This is a genomic window from Microcystis sp. LE19-131.1A (assembly GCF_027532015.1).
In the GTDB taxonomy this organism is placed as follows: domain Bacteria; phylum Cyanobacteriota; class Cyanobacteriia; order Cyanobacteriales; family Microcystaceae; genus Microcystis; species Microcystis ichthyoblabe_A.
Genome location: NZ_JAPZSS010000177.1, coordinates 1 through 21,317 on the forward strand (window position 1 = coordinate 1; position 21,317 = coordinate 21,317).

The 21,317-nt window shown below is 43.2% G+C and carries 18 protein-coding genes and 3 pseudogenes; 9 read left to right on the forward strand and 12 right to left on the reverse strand.

From position 1 onward, the window contains the following. The 5 genes and pseudogenes from O9323_RS13795 to O9323_RS13815 all read left to right on the forward strand — a co-directional run. Positions 1 to 132, forward strand: a pseudogene (locus O9323_RS13795) (IS630-like element ISMae24 family transposase); the annotation flags it as partial. A 117-nt stretch (positions 133 to 249) separates the two neighbouring features. Then, positions 250 to 345: pseudogene (locus O9323_RS13800) on the forward strand (CU044_2847 family protein); the annotation flags it as partial. 1 nt (position 346) lies between these two features. Continuing rightward, the gene (locus O9323_RS13805; protein WP_002751737.1) at positions 347 to 934 is read left to right on the forward strand and encodes a Uma2 family endonuclease; all 588 of its coding nucleotides are present in this window, start codon (positions 347 to 349) and stop codon (positions 932 to 934) included. A 169-nt stretch (positions 935 to 1,103) separates the two neighbouring features. Beyond that, on the forward strand, positions 1,104 to 1,385 hold the full coding sequence (locus O9323_RS13810) for a DUF4160 domain-containing protein (RefSeq protein WP_223210954.1): 282 nt from the start codon (positions 1,104 to 1,106) through the stop codon (positions 1,383 to 1,385). Further along, positions 1,369 to 1,617, forward strand: a complete 249-nt coding sequence (locus O9323_RS13815) for a DUF2442 domain-containing protein (RefSeq protein ID WP_002740925.1) — start codon at positions 1,369 to 1,371, stop codon at positions 1,615 to 1,617. Before O9323_RS13810 ends, O9323_RS13815 begins: the two co-directional genes overlap by 17 nt. A gap of 191 nt (positions 1,618 to 1,808) precedes the next feature. Here O9323_RS13815 and O9323_RS13820 read toward each other — a convergent pair whose 3' ends face one another. The 6 genes and pseudogenes from O9323_RS13820 to queF form a co-directional block, all read right to left on the reverse strand. Then, complete coding sequence (locus O9323_RS13820) at positions 1,809 to 1,991, reverse strand: type II toxin-antitoxin system HicA family toxin (protein ID WP_012267861.1); 183 nt, start codon at positions 1,989 to 1,991, stop codon at positions 1,809 to 1,811. Next, positions 1,988 to 2,179, reverse strand: coding sequence for a type II toxin-antitoxin system HicB family antitoxin (locus O9323_RS22680; RefSeq protein WP_002751744.1), 192 nt, complete (start codon positions 2,177 to 2,179; stop codon positions 1,988 to 1,990). Before O9323_RS22680 ends, O9323_RS13820 begins: the two co-directional genes overlap by 4 nt. Positions 2,180 to 2,442: 263 nt before the next feature. Beyond that, positions 2,443 to 2,783: pseudogene (locus O9323_RS13825) on the reverse strand (HepT-like ribonuclease domain-containing protein). Next, on the reverse strand, positions 2,780 to 3,073 hold the full coding sequence (locus tag O9323_RS13830; protein WP_002733639.1) for a nucleotidyltransferase family protein: 294 nt from the start codon (positions 3,071 to 3,073) through the stop codon (positions 2,780 to 2,782). Before O9323_RS13830 ends, O9323_RS13825 begins: the two are co-directional and overlap by 4 nt. 231 nt (positions 3,074 to 3,304) lie before the next feature. Next, on the reverse strand, positions 3,305 to 4,516 hold the full coding sequence (locus tag O9323_RS13835; RefSeq protein ID WP_288125288.1) for a tetratricopeptide repeat protein: 1,212 nt from the start codon (positions 4,514 to 4,516) through the stop codon (positions 3,305 to 3,307). Positions 4,517 to 4,962: 446 nt separating this feature from the next. Then, positions 4,963 to 5,358, reverse strand: a complete 396-nt coding sequence (queF, locus tag O9323_RS13840; protein ID WP_002732669.1) for a preQ(1) synthase — start codon at positions 5,356 to 5,358, stop codon at positions 4,963 to 4,965. A 229-nt stretch (positions 5,359 to 5,587) separates the two neighbouring features. Here queF and O9323_RS13845 point away from each other — a divergent pair, with 229 nt between their 5' ends. Genes O9323_RS13845 through O9323_RS13860 form a run of 4 tightly spaced genes read left to right on the forward strand, consistent with a single transcriptional unit; the run spans position 5,588 to position 8,472 of the window. After that, positions 5,588 to 6,769, forward strand: a complete 1,182-nt coding sequence (locus tag O9323_RS13845) for a M20 family metallopeptidase (RefSeq protein ID WP_002778079.1) — start codon at positions 5,588 to 5,590, stop codon at positions 6,767 to 6,769. Positions 6,770 to 6,791: 22 nt separating this feature from the next. Next, entirely contained in the window at positions 6,792 to 7,256 is a 465-nt protein-coding gene (locus O9323_RS13850; protein WP_288125289.1) for an MEKHLA domain-containing protein, read from the forward strand. 14 nt (positions 7,257 to 7,270) lie between these two features. After that, positions 7,271 to 7,972, forward strand: a complete 702-nt coding sequence (gene pyrF, locus O9323_RS13855; protein WP_288125290.1) for an orotidine-5'-phosphate decarboxylase — start codon at positions 7,271 to 7,273, stop codon at positions 7,970 to 7,972. Next, positions 7,936 to 8,472, forward strand: a complete 537-nt coding sequence (locus tag O9323_RS13860; protein WP_002755144.1) for a hypothetical protein — start codon at positions 7,936 to 7,938, stop codon at positions 8,470 to 8,472. The genes pyrF and O9323_RS13860 overlap by 37 nt, the downstream gene beginning before the upstream one ends. On the opposite strand, the gene prmC is transcribed toward O9323_RS13860, so the two are convergent. The 6 genes from prmC to O9323_RS13890 form a co-directional block, all read right to left on the reverse strand. Beyond that, positions 8,469 to 9,353, reverse strand: a complete 885-nt coding sequence (gene prmC / locus O9323_RS13865) for a peptide chain release factor N(5)-glutamine methyltransferase (protein ID WP_130757071.1) — start codon at positions 9,351 to 9,353, stop codon at positions 8,469 to 8,471. The two genes, O9323_RS13860 and prmC, sit on opposite strands and share 4 nt — an antisense overlap. Before the next feature lie 5 nt (positions 9,354 to 9,358). Continuing rightward, a complete protein-coding gene (locus O9323_RS13870; protein ID WP_002755148.1) occupies positions 9,359 to 10,156 on the reverse strand; it encodes a Tic22 family protein in 798 nt (265 codons plus the stop codon). Between the two features lie 388 nt (positions 10,157 to 10,544). Then, the gene (locus O9323_RS13875) at positions 10,545 to 10,979 is read right to left on the reverse strand and encodes a hypothetical protein (RefSeq protein ID WP_002733588.1); all 435 of its coding nucleotides are present in this window, start codon (positions 10,977 to 10,979) and stop codon (positions 10,545 to 10,547) included. Positions 10,980 to 11,604: 625 nt separating this feature from the next. Then, positions 11,605 to 17,760, reverse strand: a complete 6,156-nt coding sequence (locus O9323_RS13880; protein WP_288125291.1) for an AAA family ATPase — start codon at positions 17,758 to 17,760, stop codon at positions 11,605 to 11,607. Continuing rightward, on the reverse strand, positions 17,757 to 19,589 hold the full coding sequence (locus tag O9323_RS13885) for a carotenoid oxygenase family protein (protein ID WP_288125292.1): 1,833 nt from the start codon (positions 19,587 to 19,589) through the stop codon (positions 17,757 to 17,759). The genes O9323_RS13880 and O9323_RS13885 overlap by 4 nt, the downstream gene beginning before the upstream one ends. A gap of 167 nt (positions 19,590 to 19,756) precedes the next feature. Further along, on the reverse strand, positions 19,757 to 21,091 hold the full coding sequence (locus O9323_RS13890) for an AAA-like domain-containing protein (RefSeq protein ID WP_002755158.1): 1,335 nt from the start codon (positions 21,089 to 21,091) through the stop codon (positions 19,757 to 19,759). Between the last annotated feature and the right edge of the window lie 226 nt (positions 21,092 to 21,317).

Sequence of the window (21,317 nt, forward strand, 5' to 3'; positions counted from 1 at the left end):
GAAATATTATGGAGATTTTTAAAATATGAATGGATTGAATTTAGCGCCTATAAAGACCGAAAGAGCCTCCTCGCTTACGTTAAAAAAGTGCTGGACAATTTTGGAGGCGAGTATGTAATTAATTTTGCCTAGGTACTTACTAATATTGTCAATGACTATGTACAATTATTATTAAATTCGATTAAACAAGGAGTTTCCCAAGTAAGTCCACCCAGTCAGGTTACTTGAGGATTTTGGTTACAAGTTGGGGGTAAAACGGGGATTTATTTAGTGACAAAAGGTTCAACACAAGCTAATATTAAAGTTGCTATTGAATGGGAATTTAACCAAGATAAGGGAGGTTAGTATGCAAGTTCAAGTCGAAAAACGGTATTATACACCCGAAGAATATTGTCAGCTAGAAGAAACAGCAGAATACAAAAATGAATATCTAGATGGAGAAATTATTCCTATGACGGGAGCAACTACTAATCATAATCTGATTGCTGGTAATTTTTATAAAAATTTTCCGACTAAGATTAACAATGAAGATTATTGGGCTTTTATGAGTGATGTCCGGTTATGGATGCCAATATATCGCTTTTATACTTATCCTGATGTCATGGTGATTAAAGGCAAACCATTATATGAAGGAAAAGGCACAAATACTGTAACTAATGCGTTAATCATTGTTGAGGTTTTATCAAAATCAACCCGAGATTATGACCGCACTGATAAGTTTAAATTTTATCGCTCAATTCCTGATTTTAAGGAATATATTTTAATCGATCAATACCGTTATTATGTTGAACAATTTTATCAACAAAATAATGGAGAATGGTTGTTTAAAGTTTATGAATCAGACAAGGATGCTTTAAGGTTTTATTCTGTAGATTTCCAAATTTCACTGATGGATATTTATCAACGAATTGATTTTAATTTAATTGAAGAATAATGATTAAATCTAATCTCAATTATCTACCAAAATCAGTTGATATTGCGATTCTCAAGATCAAGAAGGAAACCCAACAAAAAAATAAGAGGATCGAAATAGCGATCGCTCATTCAGACGGATTTAGGTGTTGGGTGTTGGGTTTCGTTCCGAGGTCCCAATCTATGAAACGATGCGATCGCACTTCGTCAAATTCAGCAAAATAAGCTTTAACCTCATGCCAGAAATTTTCAGACTGGAAGGCTATGTTTTCTTTTTCTATGCTAATGAAGGCAATGAACCCATGCACGTTCACGTTCGACGCGGCGGGGGGTATGCTAAATTTTGGCTAGAGCCGCTAGAATTGGATTATGCTAAAGGTTTGAAAACTAAAGAAATTGTTCGGGCTGAAATTATCATCACAGAAAACTTAGAAACAATACGGAGGAAATGGCATGATGTATTTGGTACATGAAAGCACAGTAAAAGCTCAAAAAGTTTGGGTTGAAGATAAATGGATTTGTATTCGTTTAGAAGACGATAGAGAAATTCGTTTTCCTGCCTATAAAAATAAACGGTTATCAAAAGCAACTTCTGAACAATTAGCAGAGGTTGAGTTAATTTGTGATGGGACGGGATTACATTGGGAAACCTTAGATGAGGATTTGTCTATCATTGGCATTTTAGAAGGAAGATTGGGCGCTTAAATTTTAAATGCTTAAACAAACCTACCGAACCTAGCAATCATAGTAATTATCCTAGGTTGGGTTAACACAAGGAAACCCCACAAAAAAATAAGAGGATCGAAATAGCGATCGCCCTTTTTAAAATCCTACAGTAATCATTTTTCCATAGCTCCTTTGCTTCCTTGTAGCCTTGTTTGATTTGCACTGTGAATTTATCTGTCACCAGTAAGACTTTTGATAATCTTTTTAGCCAATCGCTCATTAATTTCTCGATGTCTGGGAATTGGTTCTGTTTTTCCAGTATCTGGATTATGGTAAATATCGTGTTTCCCTCCACGTCTAATCAAATAGCAGCCAGCTTGCTCTAATTGTGCAATTAAATCATGTCTTTTCATGCGAGTTCAAACTCTGCAACTCTCTTGATTCCGGGGATTTCTTCCGTAGTAAATGTTTTGTAGAGATCGACCAAGTTTTCGATTAATTCTTCTAAGTCAACACCCTGGGTCCAATGATCTGGGAATTCATTCAAATAGCCCAAGAACATCCCATCTGATTCTTTCCAATATGTATATGGAATCCTCATGGTGAAATCCTCATTCTGCGTTGCTAACGATATTAAGTTGACCCCTATTATAACGGAATTGCTCCCAAGCCACGATCAGCTTTATTATCAGGGTTGGCAGCGAGATTGCCGCCTTAGACTTCGTTAATGCAGCCGACAAAATTTGCGATCGCCTATTCAGACGGATTGAGGTGTTGGCTGTTGGGTTTCCCTTTCCCCTAAAATTGAGAGGTTTTCTTCAACCTATTGATTCGCTCAACCCAACCTACAAAATTAGACTTTGATTAAGTATTGACTGATTCTAGATGCCTTAAAATCTGTTCTCTTAAATTATCCAAATAATTCTCTACCACATCCCAAACTGTATTAAGGTCAATTCCTCCTAAATAATCATGTACTAAAATATTCCTAAAACCAGAAATATTACGCCAGTTAACATCGGGAATGTTTGCCTTTAATTCCTCCGAAAGCCGTTGAGTTGATTCTGCAAAGTTTGTAAGCGTCTAATGATGGCATCGCTGATCATTGAATTAGCAAAAAACTCCAGTTTTCCTCCTTGGGAATACTCCTTAATTTTATCAATACAGTCTAAAATGTATCCAAGATAAACTTGATCTTCATTCATAACTTAATTGCCTCCTTTAAGATTCGCTGTTTAATTAGATGATGAAGGCTTTTTTCAGTTACTACATCCACTTTACACCCTAAGAGATCCTCTAAATCAACTAATAATCCACCGGGAAACCAAGGGGATGTTTTAGCTAAATCATAATCAATTAAAAAATCAATATCACTATTTTCGGTTTCCTCACCTCTAGCAACGGAACCAAATACACGCACATTAAAAGCACCATGTTTGGTGGCAATTTTTAGGATATCCTCTCGTTTGTCTTGTATGAGTTGTTTTAGGGTCATAAAATAACATCCATCGCGAAGGTTTTTAATGAACAATTAACAGACTAGACTAGAAAAAACTAAATACTGATAACAATTATCCTAGGTTGAATTGACCCAAGGAAACCCAACAAAAAGCCATGAGAGGAGGGGAGAGCCGATTCAGACGGATTTAGGTGTTGGGTTTCGCTTTCCCCCTAAAATTGAGAGGTTTTCTTTAACCTATTGATTCGCTCAACCCAACAAAAAGGACTAGACCGCGCCTAATTCCCGTAGGAGTTCCATAACCGCTTCATATAACGCCGCGTTTCCTTGCTGGCGGAACAGTTCGGCGGCTTGTCGGAAATCTCTGATCGCTTTTTCCCTTTCTAGTCGATAGTAATAAAGAACCCCGCGATTGCTGTAAGCGTCGGCTAATCGGGGATTAATGTTGATCGCCTGATTGTAATCGGACAGGGCGAGGTCTGGTTTCCCCTGTTCTTTGTAAAGAAGCCCGCGATTGACGTAAGCCTCGGCCAATCGAGGATTAATGTTGATCGCCTGATTGTAATCGAACAGGGCGAGGTCGGGTTTCCCCTGTTCTTTGTAAAGAAACCCTCGATTGTTGTAAGCTGCGGCGAATCGGGGATTAATGTTGATCGCCTGATTGTAATCGGACAGGGCGAGGTCGGGTTTCCCCTGTTGGTCGTAAAGAGTCCCGCGATTGTTGTAAGCTGCGGCTAATCGGGGATTAATGTTGAGCGCCTGATTGTAATCGGACAGGGCGCGGTCGGGTTTCCCCTGTTCGTAGTAAAGAAACCCTCGATTGTTGTAAGCTGCGGCTAATCGGGGATTAATGTTGAGCGCTTTGTTGAATTCAGCGAGGGCGCGGTCGGGTTTTCCCTGTTCGCCGTAAAGAAGCCCGCGATTGTAGTAAGCTTCGGCCAATCGGGGATTAATGTTGAGCGCTTTGTTGAATTCAGCGAGGGCGAGGTCGGGTTTTCCCTGTTGTAGGTAAAGAAGCCCGCGATTGCTGTAAGCCAGAGCTAATCGGGGATTAATGTTGATCGCCTGATTGAATTCAGCGAGGGCGAGGTCGGGTTTTCCCTGTTCGGCGTAAAGAAACCCGCGATTGTTGTAAGCTTCGGCCAATCGGGGATTAATGTTGATCGCCTGATTGTAATCGGACAGGGCGAGGTCGGGTTTCTCCTGTACGCCGTAAAGAAACCCGCGATTGAGGTAAGCCTCGGCGTATCGGGGATCAATGTTGATCGCTTTGGTGAATTCAGCGAGGGCGAGATCGTATTTTTCCTGTTGGATGTAGTCAACTCCCCGGTTATAGTGGCCGATCGCGTCTTGATTGTTCCCTTGAGCGATCCGGGTTTCGGCTGGTTGTCGGCTCTCTAGCGCCATGACGGGGCGAACAGTCGCGAGAGTGGAAAGGCTGATTAGGCTAACGGTGGTAAGAAGGGCAAAGGATTTCATGGCTAGTTCCTCAGTGGGGATGGTTTTAAATTCTACTTAGGGTTTGCTGAAAAAGTTTTTCCCGGGGGCAGGGTGTGGAGTGTAGATCACGCCACGGGTTGGCAGTTTTTGATTTCAAAAAAGCCTAAAAATATTATCCAACAAGGTTTTTAGATTTATTCAGCCAGCCCTACTTATACTAAATCTGGTTATTAAAAACTGATGATTTATTCTCCGTTTTGCCTCTTGCCTCTTGCTTCATCTCAATAAGCAATTTAAATGCGCGGGCAGTTTACCTAGCAGCAGTCAAAGGCAATCAACCAACTCTTAACGATAAGATTCAAGCTCTAAGTATAGAGGACAATTTTAAAATAAGTATTGAAAACAAGGACAGCAAAAAACTTGAACAACAAAAACTAGAACAGCAAGGGATGGGAGCAACCCCATCCCCAAACTAGACAATTATGCTATTCTTTTTTATACATCACCTCCACCACGGTATGAACGTTACCCCTGGGATGAAAATCCCCCTTAACTTTCATCTGCAAGGGTTCGCAAGCGGCCACCAAATCATCTAAAATTTGGTTAATTGCTTCTTCGTGGGAAATATAACGATCGCGATAACTATTAATATAAAGTTTAATCGCCTTTAATTCCATCACCTTTTGATCGGGAACGTAGCTAAGATAAATAGTGGCAAAATCGGGATAACCGGAAAAGGGACACTTACAGGTATATTCCGGCAGAGTAATATGAATATCGTAATTTCTGCCGGGGCGTGGATTGGGGAAAGTAATTAATGTTCCTTCGGCAATTTCTCTTTCCCCGTACTTAACTTCAATTTTTTCGGAAGACTGAACCATGTTTTTTTCCTAACTAGACACTGTTTCCTATCATAGCTGGAATATTCTCTCGAGAGGTGTTACCGAATCAAGAGATGAATAGTAACTCCTGCATCCTCTTGACAAATTAGCTTAGTCCCGGGTTGAAAGAGTGCCGAGAAGACAGTTGAGACTGAAAATCAGCCAGACCCAACTTTTCAGGTAAAAAATGCTCTATGATTAACCCTAAAGATACTGTAAAACTGGTTTCATGCTCTCCGAGATTAAAAACATAGCCGAGAGTCTCGCACCCCGATTAGTGGAGATTCGCCGCCACATTCACGCGAATCCAGAGTTAAGCGGGCAAGAATATCAAACTGCCGCCTATATTGCCGGGGTTTTGTCTTCCTGTGGTCTATCGGTGCAGGAAGCGGTGGGAAAAACGGGAGTTAAGGGAGAATTGGCGGGAAAAGGCAGTGATCGAAGGATTTTAGCCATCCGGGCCGATATGGATGCCCTACCGATCCAAGAAAAGACCGATTTAGACTTTGCTTCCCGCAAACCGGGGATTATGCACGCCTGCGGTCACGATGTTCATGCTACCGTCGGTTTAGGGGCGGCGATGGTGCTTTCCCGTCTCTCGGAACCTTTGCAGGGAAAAATACGCTTTCTCTTTCAACCAGCAGAGGAAATCGCCCAGGGGGCCAATTGGATGATCCGGGAAGGGGTGATGCGGGATGTCAGCGCCGTTTTCGGGCTGCACGTTTTCCCCTCGATTCCGGCCCGATCGATCGGGGTTCGTTACGGGGCCTTAACTGCGGCTGCCGACGATCTGGAGATTTTTATTCAAGGGGAATCCGGCCACGGGGCCCGGCCCCACGAGGCGATCGATGCTATCTGGATCGCTTCGCAAGTAATCACCACTTTGCAACAGGCAATTAGTCGGACTCAAAACCCTTTGCGTCCCATTGTCCTCACCATCGGCCAGATTAGCGGTGGTCGCGCCCCCAACGTCATCGCCGATCAGGTACGCATGGCAGGAACAGTGCGATCGCTGCACCCAGAAACCCACGCCCATCTCCCAGAATGGATCGAGAGTTTGGTCACGAATGTCTGTAGCACATATAACGCTAAATGTCAAGTAAATTATCGTCGGGGTGTGCCATCGGTACAAAATGACCAATTTTTAACTCGTTTGGTGGAAGAAGCTGGTTTAGAAGCTTGGGGACGGGATCGGGTTTTAATTCTCTCGGAACCCTCCATGGGGGCCGAGGATTTTTCCCTTTATTTGCAACAGGCCCCGGGGACAATGTTCCGTCTGGGAGTGGGTTCTCCTCACCTCCTCAATCCCCCCCTTCACCATCCGGAATTTTTAGTGGATGAGTCGGCAATTCTGACGGGAGTGATTACTTTAGCCTACGCGGCCTATAAATATTGGCAAAGGGAAGATTAAACCGGTTTTTCAAGATAATTTTATGGAAATTTGGCAAGATTTAGCTATTATAGCTTGGACAGAATTGCTGCTGGATAATTATGAACGGTTAATCGGGCGATCGCTTTTACCCCGGATCGGTACTGGCAAAGAACAGAGTAAAATGCTCTTTTATGCCCCTTTTGTCCTAGTTTCCCACGGTACGCAAACTAATCCGATCTTCAATTATGGTAATCGCGGCGCCCTCGATCTCTGGGGTTTAACTTGGCAAGAATTATTAGCAACTCCTTCGCGAGCGACGGTAGAGGGAGAGGAAATCGCCCAAGAACGCCAAAAAATGCTGGATTTAGTCAAAAAACAGGGCTATATCAACGATTATCACGGGGTAAGGATCACGAAAAACGGTCAACTATTTCGCATCGAAAAAGCGATCGTTTGGAATATCATCGATCGTGATGGCATTTATTGCGGACAGGCTGCCACTTTTGCCGATTGGATTTTTCTCTGATTTATCGCCCCAATATGACCAACTCAGACCGAATTATTGTTCCTCTTGATGTGCCGGATTTAGAATCAGCGATCGCACTGCTCGATCTGTTGCCAGAAGTCAGTTTTTGGAAAGTGGGACTAGAATTATTTGTTAGTAGCGGTGCAGAAATTCTAGGGATTCTGCAAGAAAGACAAAAAAAGAGCTTTCTCGATCTTAAATTCCATGATATTCCCAATACGGTCGCTGGGGCCTGTCGTTCCGCCAGTCGCTATCGAGTGGATTTACTCACCCTCCACGCAACAGCCGGACGGCAAGCAATGACGGCGGCTAAGGAGGCAATTTCTGACCTGCTATCGCCGCCAAAACTTCTCGCTATCACCGTTTTAACCAGCCTTAACGCCAGGGAATTAGCCCTCGACCTCAAAATTCCCCTAGAACTATCGGAATATGCCTTAAATCTGGCATTATTGGCCAAAGAATCGGGAATTGATGGGGCGGTTTGTTCTCCCCAAGAAGTGGCGCAATTGCGTCGCGTCTGTGGAGAGGATTTTCTCTTAGTTTGCCCCGGAGTTCGTCCCTCCTGGTCAAGCAAAGGGGATCAAAGTCGGGTGATGACTCCGGCCCAAGCGCTTAAAGCTGGGGCTGATTATCTAGTAATTGGACGACCGATCACTGGTGCTGAGGAGCCAAAAGTAGCATGGGCAAAAATTTGTCACGAATTAGCCGATATTTAGGGGTATTACTGGTTATGTTCGGGATTAACTTGCCAGCAGTTAGTCTTCCTCTTTCTAGCTGTCCGGAGGATTTAAATCTTTTAGTCGATCGCCTCTTGTCAGATTTACCCGGTTATGCTAATCGAGTTATTACCCGTTCCCAAATCGATCAAGAATTATCTACACCGGTTTTTGTGATTATTGCCGGTCGTCCCGAATTTGCACCCCTACCTTTAAGTGCTAATCAATATTCTGGTCAAATTGCCGATGACACTCAACAGGTTTTTTTTACGACTTTAGAGCGTCAGTACAGCAAAAATCGCTCTGTCACTCTCCAAAATTATCACTGGTTATTTTTAACTAAAACTGGGGAAGGATGGCGATTAGTGACGATTTACAGTCAATTAGCTGCCCTTGAACCTGCTCAAGTCCCCTTACCTCCCTTAGAAACCAGCCAAGGCACCATCGGCCAAGCGGTGCGTCTCTGGCTGCGGGACTGCGAAGCGGGTACATTGCGCTAAATTCGCTCGGCCAAAACAAAGCGATCAAAACCTGCTAGGTCATTAATAATCTGAATTTGTCGATAATTGCCCTGATTTTCCAGCATTTGCGCTACTTTTTCCCCTTGACCGGCTCTCATTTCCACTAGCCAAAGGCCTCCCGATCGCAGATAATCGGGAGCAGTGGCCACTAGATAGCGCAGCGCGGTCAATCCGTCTTCACCTCCATCGAGGGCCAAACGGGGTTCATGTTCCCGCACTTCAATTTGTAGGTCGAGGATTTCTGCACTGGGAATATAGGGGGGATTGGACACCATACCGCTAATCTGTCCTTTCCACTTCTCTAGGGGTGTCCACCAAGAACCCTGTTTTAAGATAATTCTGTCGGCAAAACCCGTCTTGATGATATTTTCTTTGGCGATCGCTAAAGCCGTTTGACTGTAATCAATAGCATAGATCTCTGCTTTTGTCAAGATACTGGCTAAACCAATAGCGATCGCACCGCTACCGGTTCCCAGATCTACCCAGATTCCCCCGTCGTCTCCTCTGACGGTTTCTCCAACGATATCGATTAATAACTCGGTTTCGGGACGAGGAATTAAGACCCCTGGGGAGACTTTCAGGGTAAAATCACGCCAGACCACCGATTCGAGCAAATACTGCAAGGGAACCCTTGCCTTAAGGCGTTTTTGCCAGCGTTTAGTAATTTCCGACCAAGAATAACTCAAGGGGATTTTTTCTCGTTCGCGAAAGGATTGTAAGCGCAGGGAAAGAGTATCTAAATCTGTCACTGCTTGCAGAAATATATCCACTTCCTTCGGAGATAGTTGCGCTTGCGCTAAATCCGCGATCGCCTGTTGGCGCCATTGACTTAATTCTTGACCGGAAATACTAGCAGACACAAGGCTTAACGATTGGGGGCGGGGGGATTATTGGTATTATTATTAGGGCGTGGCTGATTTGCTGGGGGTTGGTTGGGAGCATTTTGGTTACTATTTGCTCGGATAAAATCAATCGTTTCTTGGCTAGGATAGAGGAGAATTTTAGTTAAAGCTTCATCGTTACTTTGTTGTAGGGTGGCGATGACACTTTCTAAGGGAATAACATCAATTTTCACCGTGGCTGCTTCGGCGGGATTGGCTTTTTTATATTGTTCTACCATTTGCAAAGCGGCGGCTTTTTCAAAGAAGAAAGGAATAAAATCCTGATTATTGCGATTGACCACCAGAAAATTACTCTCTTTTCCTGCTTTCGGCACAAATAAAGGTACACCACCTTGATACTGTTGACCTCTTTCACTGAGCAGTTTTTTCGCCGATTCTACTTCCGACTCTTTGGGAACAAAATCGATAATTAAACGATTTTGATCGGTTTGACTGGTTTGCATTTTATAGACTTGTGCCAAGGAAACAGCCTGAACTTTAACTTTGCTGGCCACTTCAGGATTCTCTTTTTTCAGTTGTTCAAAAAAGTTTTGTGCGTCCTGCTTACTGATAAAAACCCCCGTGAATTTCTGTTCTTTTTCTACGGCAATTAAGGGAACTCCTTGATCATCGGCAATAGCGAAGACAGGTACAGACTGCAAGGTTTTGACGATTTGTTCTTCCGGTAAAGCGAGTGCTTTAGAATAGCTGCCCAGCAGCGAAGTCAACATTGTCGTTCCTACTAAACCAAGAGTTGCCGTCCAACGAATGAGAGATTTCATCAAAATAATTACCTCGTTATTACTATTAACCAATATTTGCCGTTAATCTGAACTATATCGTCTGCTTAACTCCTCCGATTAGGAGTTTTCTGATGAATAACCAGCCCCAAAAGTTCCCTTTATTGGCTTGGTTCTGAACTATCATAGCTAAAAAGATCCGCACTTGGTGAGATGAGGTGGCAGCGTCAGCCCGGAAACAGGAACAATTTACGGGCTGATCTGGGAAATAATAGGGATTAATTAGATTTTTTAAGTTAAATTCTCAGAAAAAATCCCTTTAGCTCTGGTTTAAGCTGGCTTTTACCCTAATAAGCCCCAACTTGACCTCAAAAGGCATCCTTTTGTCTGAATCAGTTAGTCAACGGGCCACCTTTTGATCTTGGCACTACTAATGACTTTCCGAGAGATGGTGCGGATGGGCGATCGCTAACCGCAGCCATTGATAGGAAACTAGATTTAAAATCAGTCCGATGATCAATAAAATTGCCATGAGAGCAATTTGATACCAGGCGATCGGTCTGACCAAAAGATCGGCGATCAGATGGGCTAAATTCAAGACAGAATAGAGAATTGTCAGCCAGAAATGGACTTTTCGCAAGGAGCGACTTTCGCTAAAATTGACCCCGATAATCGCTAACATTGGCAGCAAAAAAAAGAGCAACATTCCCCAGAAAATCGGATCGAGATTGCTGGTTTGATGACTCTCGACGATCGATTGACCATGGAAGAGTGGCATTAACCCCAGTTGGGTGTGAAATAGAGTTCCCAAGAGGAATGTTGTCCAGAGAGCGGCAATTTTTTCGGGATATTTCGCTGTTTTCACGGTAATTATCCTCGGAATTAGTTAAATAAAAGCTCGGGCTAGGTGAGAAAGTATTCTTAAATTGTTCCTAATCACTACATTCCAGAAAAAGTTGCTGTATTTAAAAGGTCAATTTAAGTCTGAATGGCATCACTATCTGATCCATCGAAGTCTCACTCCGAAGTCTCACGGCCGAAACCTGATTCCTCACCTAACGGAAGATTTTTGATTTTTGCAAGAGGTCTAATGTTCATTTGACTTAGACTAATAGGCAACCATATATATTATATCCCACGCGGCAATTTCTCTATATTTAATAAATCTTGACATTTCTCTCCCCAACTAGCGATTCAGATTTTGGAGTTTTTGGGGACTTCCAGGGTTTTGATCTCTCGAATGATAGGAGCGAGTGCTGCTAAATCAGCGACTGCTTAGGGTGTAATAGCAAATCTATTTTTAATAGTTTGATAACTCCCAATCTAACTTTAACTTCCCACTATCCTATAACTTATTAAACAGGATTTAGTATTGGCTGATTTTACCTTCGATCTCCCCTGCCACCCTTAATAAAGGAAGTGCCGATCCCCCCTTAATCTCCCCTTGATAAAGGGGGGAAATCTGACAACTTTTAACATCTACCTACTTACTAGGTTGATTTTGCCCGGGCCAGCCAATGGAGGTTAAAGATTGCTTGATAGATGGGATTATGGACCCGCAGCTGGCCCTGATCTTTGATCACTAACCCTGATAAAAGTAACTCTTTTTCTGGGGGGCTATCCTCGGCAATCACCTCTTTTTCCCTTAAAATCCGTTCATAGAGTCTCAGGAGCAACTGGGAGCGATGACTGTTGAGAAGCCGATCGCGAATAGTCCGCAGATGTTCCGGTTCATCCTGAGCCTCCCAATTGCCAATGATCTTCTTCTGTACTAAGTCCTCAATCCAGAGGGACTCACCATTGGGTGGAATCGGTGAGGTGGCGGTGCGAATTAACTGACAGAGTTTTTGGGTCAGAAAAGGTTGACCGTTTGTCCAGGCAAAGACTTCTTTTAAGACAGTTTGCGGGTTACTAAATTTCTCGGCCAATCCGCGCAGTAAAGGCTGGGCTTCGTGTTCCTTAAAACCCTCCAATTGAATCCAATGACCGATATTAAAAGGGGTGATTTGGTGGTCGGTAATTAAATCGGAGGGGGTGACAACACCGAAGAAAGCGAAGGTCAAACGCCGATAGAGGGGGTTAAAACCGCGCTGGTTATAGCAGGAACGAATCAGGGCAAAAAAGTCATTAACCGCAAAATTTAAGCCCAAAACGCTATCGATTTCATCGATAAAAATCACGATTGGTTTCGGGGGAGAACCTTCCACTATCCCCACTTCCAGCAATAACACCTCTTCGATAAATTCGCCCAAGCGCTGCACTGCCGAGACATCTTCCCGTTCTTGCCACCAAGCTTTCAGATTGACCCTTTTGAGCAGGCCAAAACGTCGCCCTAACTCGAAGGCTATCCCCTTGTACCATTGGTCAGAAGTAACATTTTCACTGCCGATGCGGGTTAAATCAATGGGAGCGCAACAGATGCCCTCGTGTTGGAGATGATCAATCATGCGTACCATTAAACTAGACTTACCCATTTGACGGGGATTGAGAACATAGCAAAAATCGCCGCGTTTGAGGGCTTTATAGAGATAACGGTCGGCGGCGCGGACCACGTAGGTGGGTGCATCCATAGGCAAACTGCCCCCCACTTGGTAGTCAAAGGTGCTAGATTCTTCGGTACTTCTGAGCAGTTCATTTTCAAACAGTAATTCTGCTTGGGTGGCCTTGAGAATTTCTAGGGTTTGGCTGAGTTCCAGGGTGCGCTCCTGCACTTTCTGTTCTAGGGTGCGGCTATACTCGGCTAATTCTTGGGTAAAGCGAATCCGTTCCGCTTCCGCCTGTTTTCGTTCGCTAATATCGGTAAAAGCGGTGATCGCATAGATAATTTCTCCTTTTTCGTCAAAAACGGGCGTGGCATACACTTCTAGGGGGATAATCTTCTCTCCTTGGTGAACTTCTATATCATCCACCGTGTTTTTTTCCCCCCTTAAAGCTCGGACAATCGGATGGTATTCTGTGGGATACAATCGATCGGTTCCAGCTTGATATAACTGATAGGTTTCCCCCAACTGATTAGCCGTGGTGATATTAACTATCTCTTTTCCTAAAATCTCCTGGGCCGTTTGATTGGCATAATAGGGTTGACTGTCGGCATCGAGGACAAATACCCCCACTGGCATGGCTTCTAAAAATTGCGCTAGTTGTCTCTGTTTGGCTTTGATTTCGGCGTAGAGTTTGGCGTTAGTAATTGCGATGGCAGCTTGGCTAGAGAGCAATTGCAGCACTTCCAATCTTTCTTGGGTAAAAGCCCCGACGGTGAGATTATTTTCTAGATAGACAATTCCCCGCAGTTGTCCTTGGTCGAGGAGGGGGGAACAGAGCAGCGATTTGGTTTGATGGGTTTTAATATAGGGATCGTTGCTAAAATCGCCCTCATGGGCAGCATCGTTATTCAGAACGGTTTGACCGCTCCGGGCTACATAGTTAATAATTGAGACGGGAAGATGTTCTTCGATGGCATGAGATTTAAAGACTGTCACCCTGTCTTCCTGCACTGAACCGGAGGCTTCGATCGATAGTTGTCCGCCGCTTTCTAGGATAAGATAGCCCAGCTGCGCCCCAGCATTTTCGATGAGAATTTTCATCAGGGTGGCGAGTAATTGATCTAAAACTATCTCGCTAGAAATGGCTTGGGATGCTTTCATAATCGTGGCTAAATCTAACAGTTCTCCCGAATGACTAACTGAATTTTTTCTGGTGGTAGTTCTCCTAGTTTCGGTCGGGGAATTGGAACCATAATTATTGACCATTAACTGAGAATAGCGGCTTTCTATATCTTTGACTTTAGCTGTTGCTCCCCAAATAGAATAGAGATAAGCAGCTTCATTGATGTAGGTTTTGGCAATTTTTACTTTACCCCAATCGAGATAGAATTTCGCCGCTAGTTCGTTAGCCAGTGCCTCTTCATTAATGTATTCATTTTCCTTGGCTTTAGCGATGGCTAGATCGTAGTTTTCTATGGCTTCTAGATAGGATTGCTGCACTCGATCCTTTTCCGCTGCCACTAAATAAAATTTATGGAGATAGTTAGAGGGGGCTTGATTGGCCCATTCCTGTTGCTTTTTCTGATTATTCGTTACTCGTTCTAATACTTGCTTTTGTTGGTCATTGTCCAGATGACTATAAATAGCTAAATGGGCGAGGGAATCATAGAAATTATGCAGAGAAATCAAGAAAGTGGCGGTGGCTCCCCCCAGATATTTTTCGGCTTGTTTAGCGTTTTCAATGGCTTGTTCGTACTGTCCAAATAAATAACAAAGGTATAATTTATTAACAAATAAAGCACAGAGTCCGTAGAGATCATTAGCCTCTAGATGATACGGTAACATAAGAGTTTCTTGATAGTATTGTCCTTCTAAATTACCGGGATTTTCCGAGTGCCTCAGCAGATTTAAAACTGTTTGTCCGTAGATTTTTAGATAGTTGCGGGTGTTTTCTTGTTTGAGCTTAACAAAAGCCAGATCATAGTTAGCTATTTCTCTAGCTAATTCGGTTAATTCCTGTCCGATAAAGGCGGAATGAAAACAGTAAAGATAGGCGCAGGTTGTTCCGTAGTAGAGATCGCCCATTTCTAAACCGGTTTGATAGGAAGATTTTAACAAAGACAGGGAATTTTTAATCGGTTCTTTCCAGATACTAATAGTGGCGGAAAAGACGGCAATTATTTTCGGCATCAGGGCTTTGGCATGAAATTTATCAGCAATGTTTAAAGCTAATCGTCCAAATTGATAACCCGTTTCCCAATCTTCTAAAAGACCACAAAGAATTAAGCCATAATTGACATAAGTAAAAGCCGCTAGATAACTATTGCCGTATTCAATTGATAAGTTAACCTGTTTTGATACTAGGATGGGTAAGAGACGAGGTGCGGCAATATAAACAGGAGGAAATATGGCACTCGCTATCTTCATGATTGCTAATTTTTCTTCCTCATTTATCGGCGGTAAATTACTTAAATTTTCGATATTTTGACCCGCTAATTTTTGCCTAGTTTTATTGAGTTCTTCCTGAATATCTGATGATTTTAAGGATTCAGGAATCTCGAAATCTAGGCTTTTGAGGACGGATAAACCAATTTCTACCGCTTTTAGTTCGTGATTTTGGGCTTGATAAGCTTCGATGATGACTTCATAAACTTTCACCTTATCTAGGGTTGTTTTTGCCTGTTTTAACACGAGATTAGCCCAGCACTGCATCTGCTCAAAATCTCCACTTAAATAGGCGATTTCTGTGGCTTCAGAATAAATATCTAAAGTCAGTTGATAGTTATTCTTCCAGCTTGCTTTTTTGAGAAGTTTTTGAGCGATTTTAATATATTTTAAGGCTCCAGTTTGGGCATTAGCGGCTTTTGCCTTTTGGGCTGCTAGTAAATTCAAGTTAGCCACTGACTCTCGTTCTTTTTCCTCGCTAATTAGTTGATAACCAAGATTGAGATGATCGACTATTTTAAAAATTTTTTCCGATAATTCATTGGCGGCAGTATGCTGCCAAAGTAAGCGACCAATTTTTAGGTGAATTAAAGATTTTTTGCTGTCTTCGATGAGAGCGTAAGCTCCTTGTTGAATGCGATCATGAGCAAATTTATATTCTTGAATCAGTAATTGTTCATCTAATTCTGAGAGGGGAATAATTAAACCAGCTTCACTACTATAAGTTAAAATTGGTAAAAGTTCTGGGGGTGATTTTTCAGAGATTAATGCTAGAATATTTAAATTAAACTCTGCCCCAAGACAGGCCGCTAAACTTAAAATTTCCTGAGTTTCGGGAGGCAATTTCTGCATTTTACCCATCATAAATTGAATCAGATTGTCGGTACTGCCAATCCTTTGAATTTGACCGAGATGCCATTGCCAATAGCCCCTATTATTATCGGTTTTAGTGGTTGTTTGCTGCCCTGGTTGAAAAAATAGCAAATTTTCCCAGTAGATAGTTTTGAGAAATTCATTGACAAAAAAAGGATTCCCGTGGGTTTTTTGCCAGACTAAAGCGGACAAAGATTGCACATATTCGGGTGAATGGTTTAAGGTGTCAGCAATTAACTGATTGACCTGTTCAAGACCCAGAGGTTTTAAAATAACTTGATTGATAATTATGCCCCCCTGCTCTAATTTATCGAGAGTAGCACTTAGGGGATGGGTGGAATTAATTTCGTTACTGCGATAGGAACCAATTAAAAATAAATAGTCCATATCGCCATCGAGCATAATTAATTCTATTAACTGGAGACTAGCCAAGTCTGCCCATTGTAAATCATCGAGAAAGATGACTAAGGGATGTTCTGGGGAACAAAAGACCCGAATAAAATTTTTAAAGACTAAATTAAAGCGATTTTGAGTAGCGATCGCTCCTAATTGTAACACCTCTGGTTGTGGACCGATAATTAATTCTAGTTCAGGAATCACATCAATAATAACCCGTGCATTCGCCCCCAAAGACTTTAAGAGTTTTTGTCGCCATAGTTCCAGTTGTGATTGACTTTCCCCCAAAAGTTGCTTGACAAGATGAGTCAAAGCGCTAACCACGGCAGCATAGGGAATATCGCGCTGAAATTGGTCAAATTTACCAGAGATAAAAAAGCCGCGTTTTTCAGTAATTGGCTGATAAATTTCCCTAACTAGGGTGGTTTTACCCATGCCAGAATAACCCGTAACTAGCATCAGTTCGGTGTGAGAGGAGTTTTTAGCCGCCGTGGCTACCCGTTGAAAAGCAGTGAGGAGAGTGGCGATTTCTGTCTCCCTACCGTAGAGTTTTTGGGGAATTTGGAACTGATTGGCTAGATCTTGCCCAGCGATGACAAAATCCTCAATTTTACCCGTTGTTTCTAGTTGTCTTAAACATTCTTCTAAATCTGCCCGAATACCATAGGCACTTTGGTATCGTTCCTCCGGGGTTTTAGCCATCAGTTTCCTGATGATTGCCTCCACCACCGGGGGAATTTCCTCCCTGACGAGACTATTAATCTCCAAAGGTTGTTTTGCCAGATGACAGTGAACTAATTCCAAAGCATCGTTAGCCCGAAAAGGTAATTGTCCGGTGAGAAGTTCATAGAAGCTAACGCCCAAAGAATAAAAATCTGTACGGTAATCGAGACTGCGATTCATCCGTCCGGTTTGTTCGGGAGAAATATAGGCTAAAGTCCCCTCGAGGACGTTGGGATTTTTTAGCCCCGGATTTTCCCGCTGCAGGACGCTGGCAATGCCAAAATCGATGATTTTAATCTGTCCGGTTTCGGGGTTAAGAACTATATTGGCAGGATTAATATCTTTGTGAATAACCTTGGCGTTGTGAATTTTCTCTAAATTAGCCACTATTCGGGGTGCAAGACTTAAAAAGTCCCTTAAGGCTAGAGTTTTTTTGCCCTCTAGCCATTTTTTTAAGGATACACCCCCGAAATCTTCCAAAATAATCACGGGAGTTCTGCGGTAGGTTTCTAAACCATAGGCTTTAATCGCCTCCTCGAAGTTCAGGCCGCAGATGGTTTTATACTCCTGTTTGTAATGGGTTAGTTCTTGTGCGGTTGGATATTCTTGCTTGAGGATTTTGAGCATAACCGGTTGATTATCGACGGTGCGAATGGCCCGATAGACTTCCGAGTTAACGCTTTCGTAAACCTGGGCAAGAATGTCGTATCCTTTGAGAACAATCATTTTTTTACTCGGCGATTGTAAACGGCTGCGGGTCTCCCCAAGAAAAATTCTACGGGAACTAAAACAAGACTCCGCAAGGCTGACAGGACTCGATTTACCTGTGAGACGGAAGGACGGGGAGAAGGCAACACTTGCTCGAAATACTCGGAATGCAAGGTAAAACCAAAGTGAACATCTTCCGGCAAACTCAGTTTAGCAATCGGTCCGTCCTTGAGATTGTCAGGGTTAAATAACCAAGCTTCTAATACTCTGGTCGGGGTTAAAACCGTCGTCAATAGATAGCCCTGTTCTTGGGGAATAAACTGAATGCTATCTAAAATATAGCCATCGGGACAAACATAAAAATCCAGTAGTCCCCGACCTAAATGTGATACATGAGTATCACTGGCTTTTTTTTCTTGGCTAATCTGTTCAGTTAACTGATTCCAATCCTTATCGAAGGGAACCTTGGCTAATACCGAGGGCAAGTCATGACAGGGAAGTTCGGCATCCCTGAGGATGCGATTGCTTTGGTCGCGACAATCCATATACTGACGACGACAGATTAATTCGCGCACATAACCGACATAAACCTGATAAATAGCGCTGTATCCCTGTTCCAATTCCCGCGGGTCGGCGGTGTAGAGAGTGGTAGAGAACCACCCCGGATGGATGAAAGCTTGTTCGCTCATCACCCTGGCATCTTCGATAACCACTTTGCGCAGCACTCCGGGGTCAAAGGAAAACATCCAGGGGATGCCGTGGTATTCGGGGGGATAACCCTGACCGGTAAAATGTTGGATATCGTCTTTTTCGATCGCTTCGGTTAAACTAATAGTGGCGTTTTGGATGGCCACAAGCTGAATTTGACCGTTGGTACTATGGTAACTACAAAGGAAGTGATAACTGTCGCCATTGAAGGTAATTAATCGCGAGGGAACGGTGGTTTCTTCTTCCTTAAGGTCTTGACGTTTAACCAGATAAATTTGAGTTTTCGGATAGGTTTCTTCCGGCTTGATTCTGATACCTAATAGTTTGGCTACTCCCATCTGAAAGGGCATATCGGGAATCATGATATAATCCTCGGTGACGATGACCGAATGGGGGCTACCATCGAGGATAGCTCCCTGTAGTTTCCAGGGTTTAAGTTGTTTTTGTTGATCCCAAAGAACAATATACACCGAGGAATCTAAATCTTTTAACATACCTCCCGATGCAAGTTTTAGCTTTAATTCACAGGTGATAAATTCTTTGGTCTTTTTGTCGTAAAAGGGGTGAGCGGTATTTTCTAGGACTGGGAAAATAGACAAAGGCACGGAAACAAGATGTTGGTCAAAATAACCAATCGGAGTGATAGTATCCAGGGAAACGGGGTCCACTTCCCAGTAACGTCCCGCATCGGCAGTGAGAATTAATCGGGTTTCTTCTAGTTGTTTATCTTCGGAAACTTTTTCTAGTTTAACCATAGCAGTATTCGCTATTTCTGAACAACCCAAAATGCTGACCACGGCGGGAAAAGTGGCTTGACTAATATTAAATATAGGTAAAACTTTTCGCCAAAAACTATCCCAAGTTTTTAGTTTTTTACTGTAAACGTTAACTTGATTATTTTTACCTTGCAAGTCCCATTTAATAATTACACCTTCGCCAGAGAACAAATGACGGTCATTTTTTCGATGAAAAGGACAGACGATAAAAACGTATCCCGACAGATTTTCCGGCCAATGTCCCTCAGTAATTGTGGCGACTGCCTTATATAAATTGTTCTCATCCGGCCGACCGAGTTGCGAGCGACTAAAATTGCTAACGTTGACAGTATTTTGGACAGTATCTTTGTTTGACATATTCATAAGTAGAGTTTGCGGCAAAAAGTTTGTTGGTGGGGTTAGTAGCCGGTCGTCAGGAGATAGGAGTCAGGAGATAGGAGCCAGTCGTCAGGAGATTATTTTATTTATTCCCCCCACACCCTACACTCTACACCCCACACCCTACACCCTCACTGATAACTGATTACTGTTTACTGATAACTGATAGAGGATTTCACCTCTAAAAAATAGCGTCGATACAATTCATAGCCTGGTACTACTTTATCTCCCGATTGTTTGAGTAGTCCCATACTGCTGAGTTTGTAAGCGAGAATTGGGTCTAATTGTACGGGTTCCACCGCGCTCATCACCCGGTCGAGGGCTTTTGCTAGTTCAGGCTGTTGTTCTAATACTGCCCAATGGCGCCGCAGGTGATGGGCATATATCCCGGTGACAGAGGTGGCGCTGGTTAATATTTGCGTCATGGTTATTTCCTCCCGACTGAGATAGTAGAGGGCAGTTTGTACCAAAGCTGGATGTCCTCCTACTAGCTCCATCAGTTGTTGGACTTTTTCCTGATTTTCCCAGGTGAGTTGATAACGTTGGGCTAATTGCAATACCTCCTCCAGACTAAAATGACTTAACTGTGCGGGGAATCCGACGTTAAAGGGGGATTGATTGAGCTGCAGGGGAACATAAATTTCTGTGGAATGGACGACGATAAGACGGAGTTTTTGCCAGATAGGTAGGGTTTTGGATTCTTCGTACCAAGAACGCAGCAGCGGTAAAAAATCCTTGGCCACTTGGGGATGTTCAAAAATCTGATTCAGTTCATCGAGAGCGAGGACAATGGGGGCGGTAATCGATTCCAGGAGATAGTCTTGAATGTAAACCGTACAGCTAATCTTGCTACCTAAATCCTCATCCCAATACTCATCTAATTGCGGTTTTAACTGTAGTTGACGGGCGGCATTGGCACACAACCAGCGCAAAAATTGGTTTAAATCAGCCAAAATCGTCTGGTCCACCTGTTCTAAGTTCAAACTCACCGTGCGGTAGCCTTGCTGTTTAGCAAAATCGAGCATTCTCAAAAGTAGGGAGGTTTTGCCCATTTCTTTGGGAGCTTTTATCCGCACTAAAGCCCCCGGTTTCTTGATTTCCTGCCTTATCTGTTCTTCGAGGGGAAGACGTTCTAAATAAAATGGGGAACCAAGGGGAACTGCCCCATTAGGATAGGGGGGTAATGTCTCCAATTTTTCGCTCTTGGCTGCCGAATTAACCGGAATTTTGTCTTGAGGGGGTGTTTTTAGCTCAAAATTCAGGGCGGCGATTTCTTGCCAGTCGAGGCATAATCGACGACAAATTTGTTCAAAAGTGGCCTGTTCTACCGGTTTGCCAGTCAGGAAGTTGCTGACAGTAGCCAGACTAAATTCAGCTTCTTTGGCTAAGGAGCGCTGACTGCTAAAGCCCTGCTTTGTCACGGCTAATTTAACTTGATTGAGGCAGTGTTGTTGTACTCTTAGACGGCTCGATAGGGAATCTCTCATAAGAATTAGGGGTGTGGGGGAATGGGGAGGTGGGGGAATAGGGAAGTGAGGGAATTGAACTAAAACCCCAAAACGCCAACCCCCAAGGGAGCATCCCAATTATGTAATGAGTATAAATGCTCAGAAGGGTAAGAAGGCTTTTGTAATAACGATTCTGGTTCCAATCACACAATTTAGAGAACCGTTGAAAATCTATGAACTCCCGAAAAGGCTTGCCATATAAGTA

Coding starts and splice junctions, on each gene's coding strand:
- O9323_RS13810 (WP_223210954.1), top strand. CDS start 1,104: ATGCGATCGCACTTCGTCAAATTCAGCAAAATAAGCTTTAACCTCATG.
- O9323_RS13815 (WP_002740925.1), top strand. CDS start 1,369: ATGTATTTGGTACATGAAAGCACAGTAAAAGCTCAAAAAGTTTGGGTT.
- queF (WP_002732669.1), bottom strand. CDS start 5,358: ATGGTTCAGTCTTCCGAAAAAATTGAAGTTAAGTACGGGGAAAGAGAA.
- O9323_RS13830 (WP_002733639.1), bottom strand. CDS start 3,073: ATGACCCTAAAACAACTCATACAAGACAAACGAGAGGATATCCTAAAA.
- O9323_RS13890 (WP_002755158.1), bottom strand. CDS start 21,091: ATGAGAGATTCCCTATCGAGCCGTCTAAGAGTACAACAACACTGCCTC.
- O9323_RS13885 (WP_288125292.1), bottom strand. CDS start 19,589: ATGAATATGTCAAACAAAGATACTGTCCAAAATACTGTCAACGTTAGC.
- O9323_RS22680 (WP_002751744.1), bottom strand. CDS start 2,179: ATGAGGATTCCATATACATATTGGAAAGAATCAGATGGGATGTTCTTG.
- O9323_RS13860 (WP_002755144.1), top strand. CDS start 7,936: ATGGGCAAAAATTTGTCACGAATTAGCCGATATTTAGGGGTATTACTG.
- O9323_RS13820 (WP_012267861.1), bottom strand. CDS start 1,991: ATGAAAAGACATGATTTAATTGCACAATTAGAGCAAGCTGGCTGCTAT.
- pyrF (WP_288125290.1), top strand. CDS start 7,271: ATGACCAACTCAGACCGAATTATTGTTCCTCTTGATGTGCCGGATTTA.
- O9323_RS13805 (WP_002751737.1), top strand. CDS start 347: ATGCAAGTTCAAGTCGAAAAACGGTATTATACACCCGAAGAATATTGT.
- O9323_RS13845 (WP_002778079.1), top strand. CDS start 5,588: ATGCTCTCCGAGATTAAAAACATAGCCGAGAGTCTCGCACCCCGATTA.
- O9323_RS13870 (WP_002755148.1), bottom strand. CDS start 10,156: ATGAAATCTCTCATTCGTTGGACGGCAACTCTTGGTTTAGTAGGAACG.
- O9323_RS13880 (WP_288125291.1), bottom strand. CDS start 17,760: ATGATTGTTCTCAAAGGATACGACATTCTTGCCCAGGTTTACGAAAGC.
- O9323_RS13835 (WP_288125288.1), bottom strand. CDS start 4,516: ATGAAATCCTTTGCCCTTCTTACCACCGTTAGCCTAATCAGCCTTTCC.
- O9323_RS13850 (WP_288125289.1), top strand. CDS start 6,792: ATGGAAATTTGGCAAGATTTAGCTATTATAGCTTGGACAGAATTGCTG.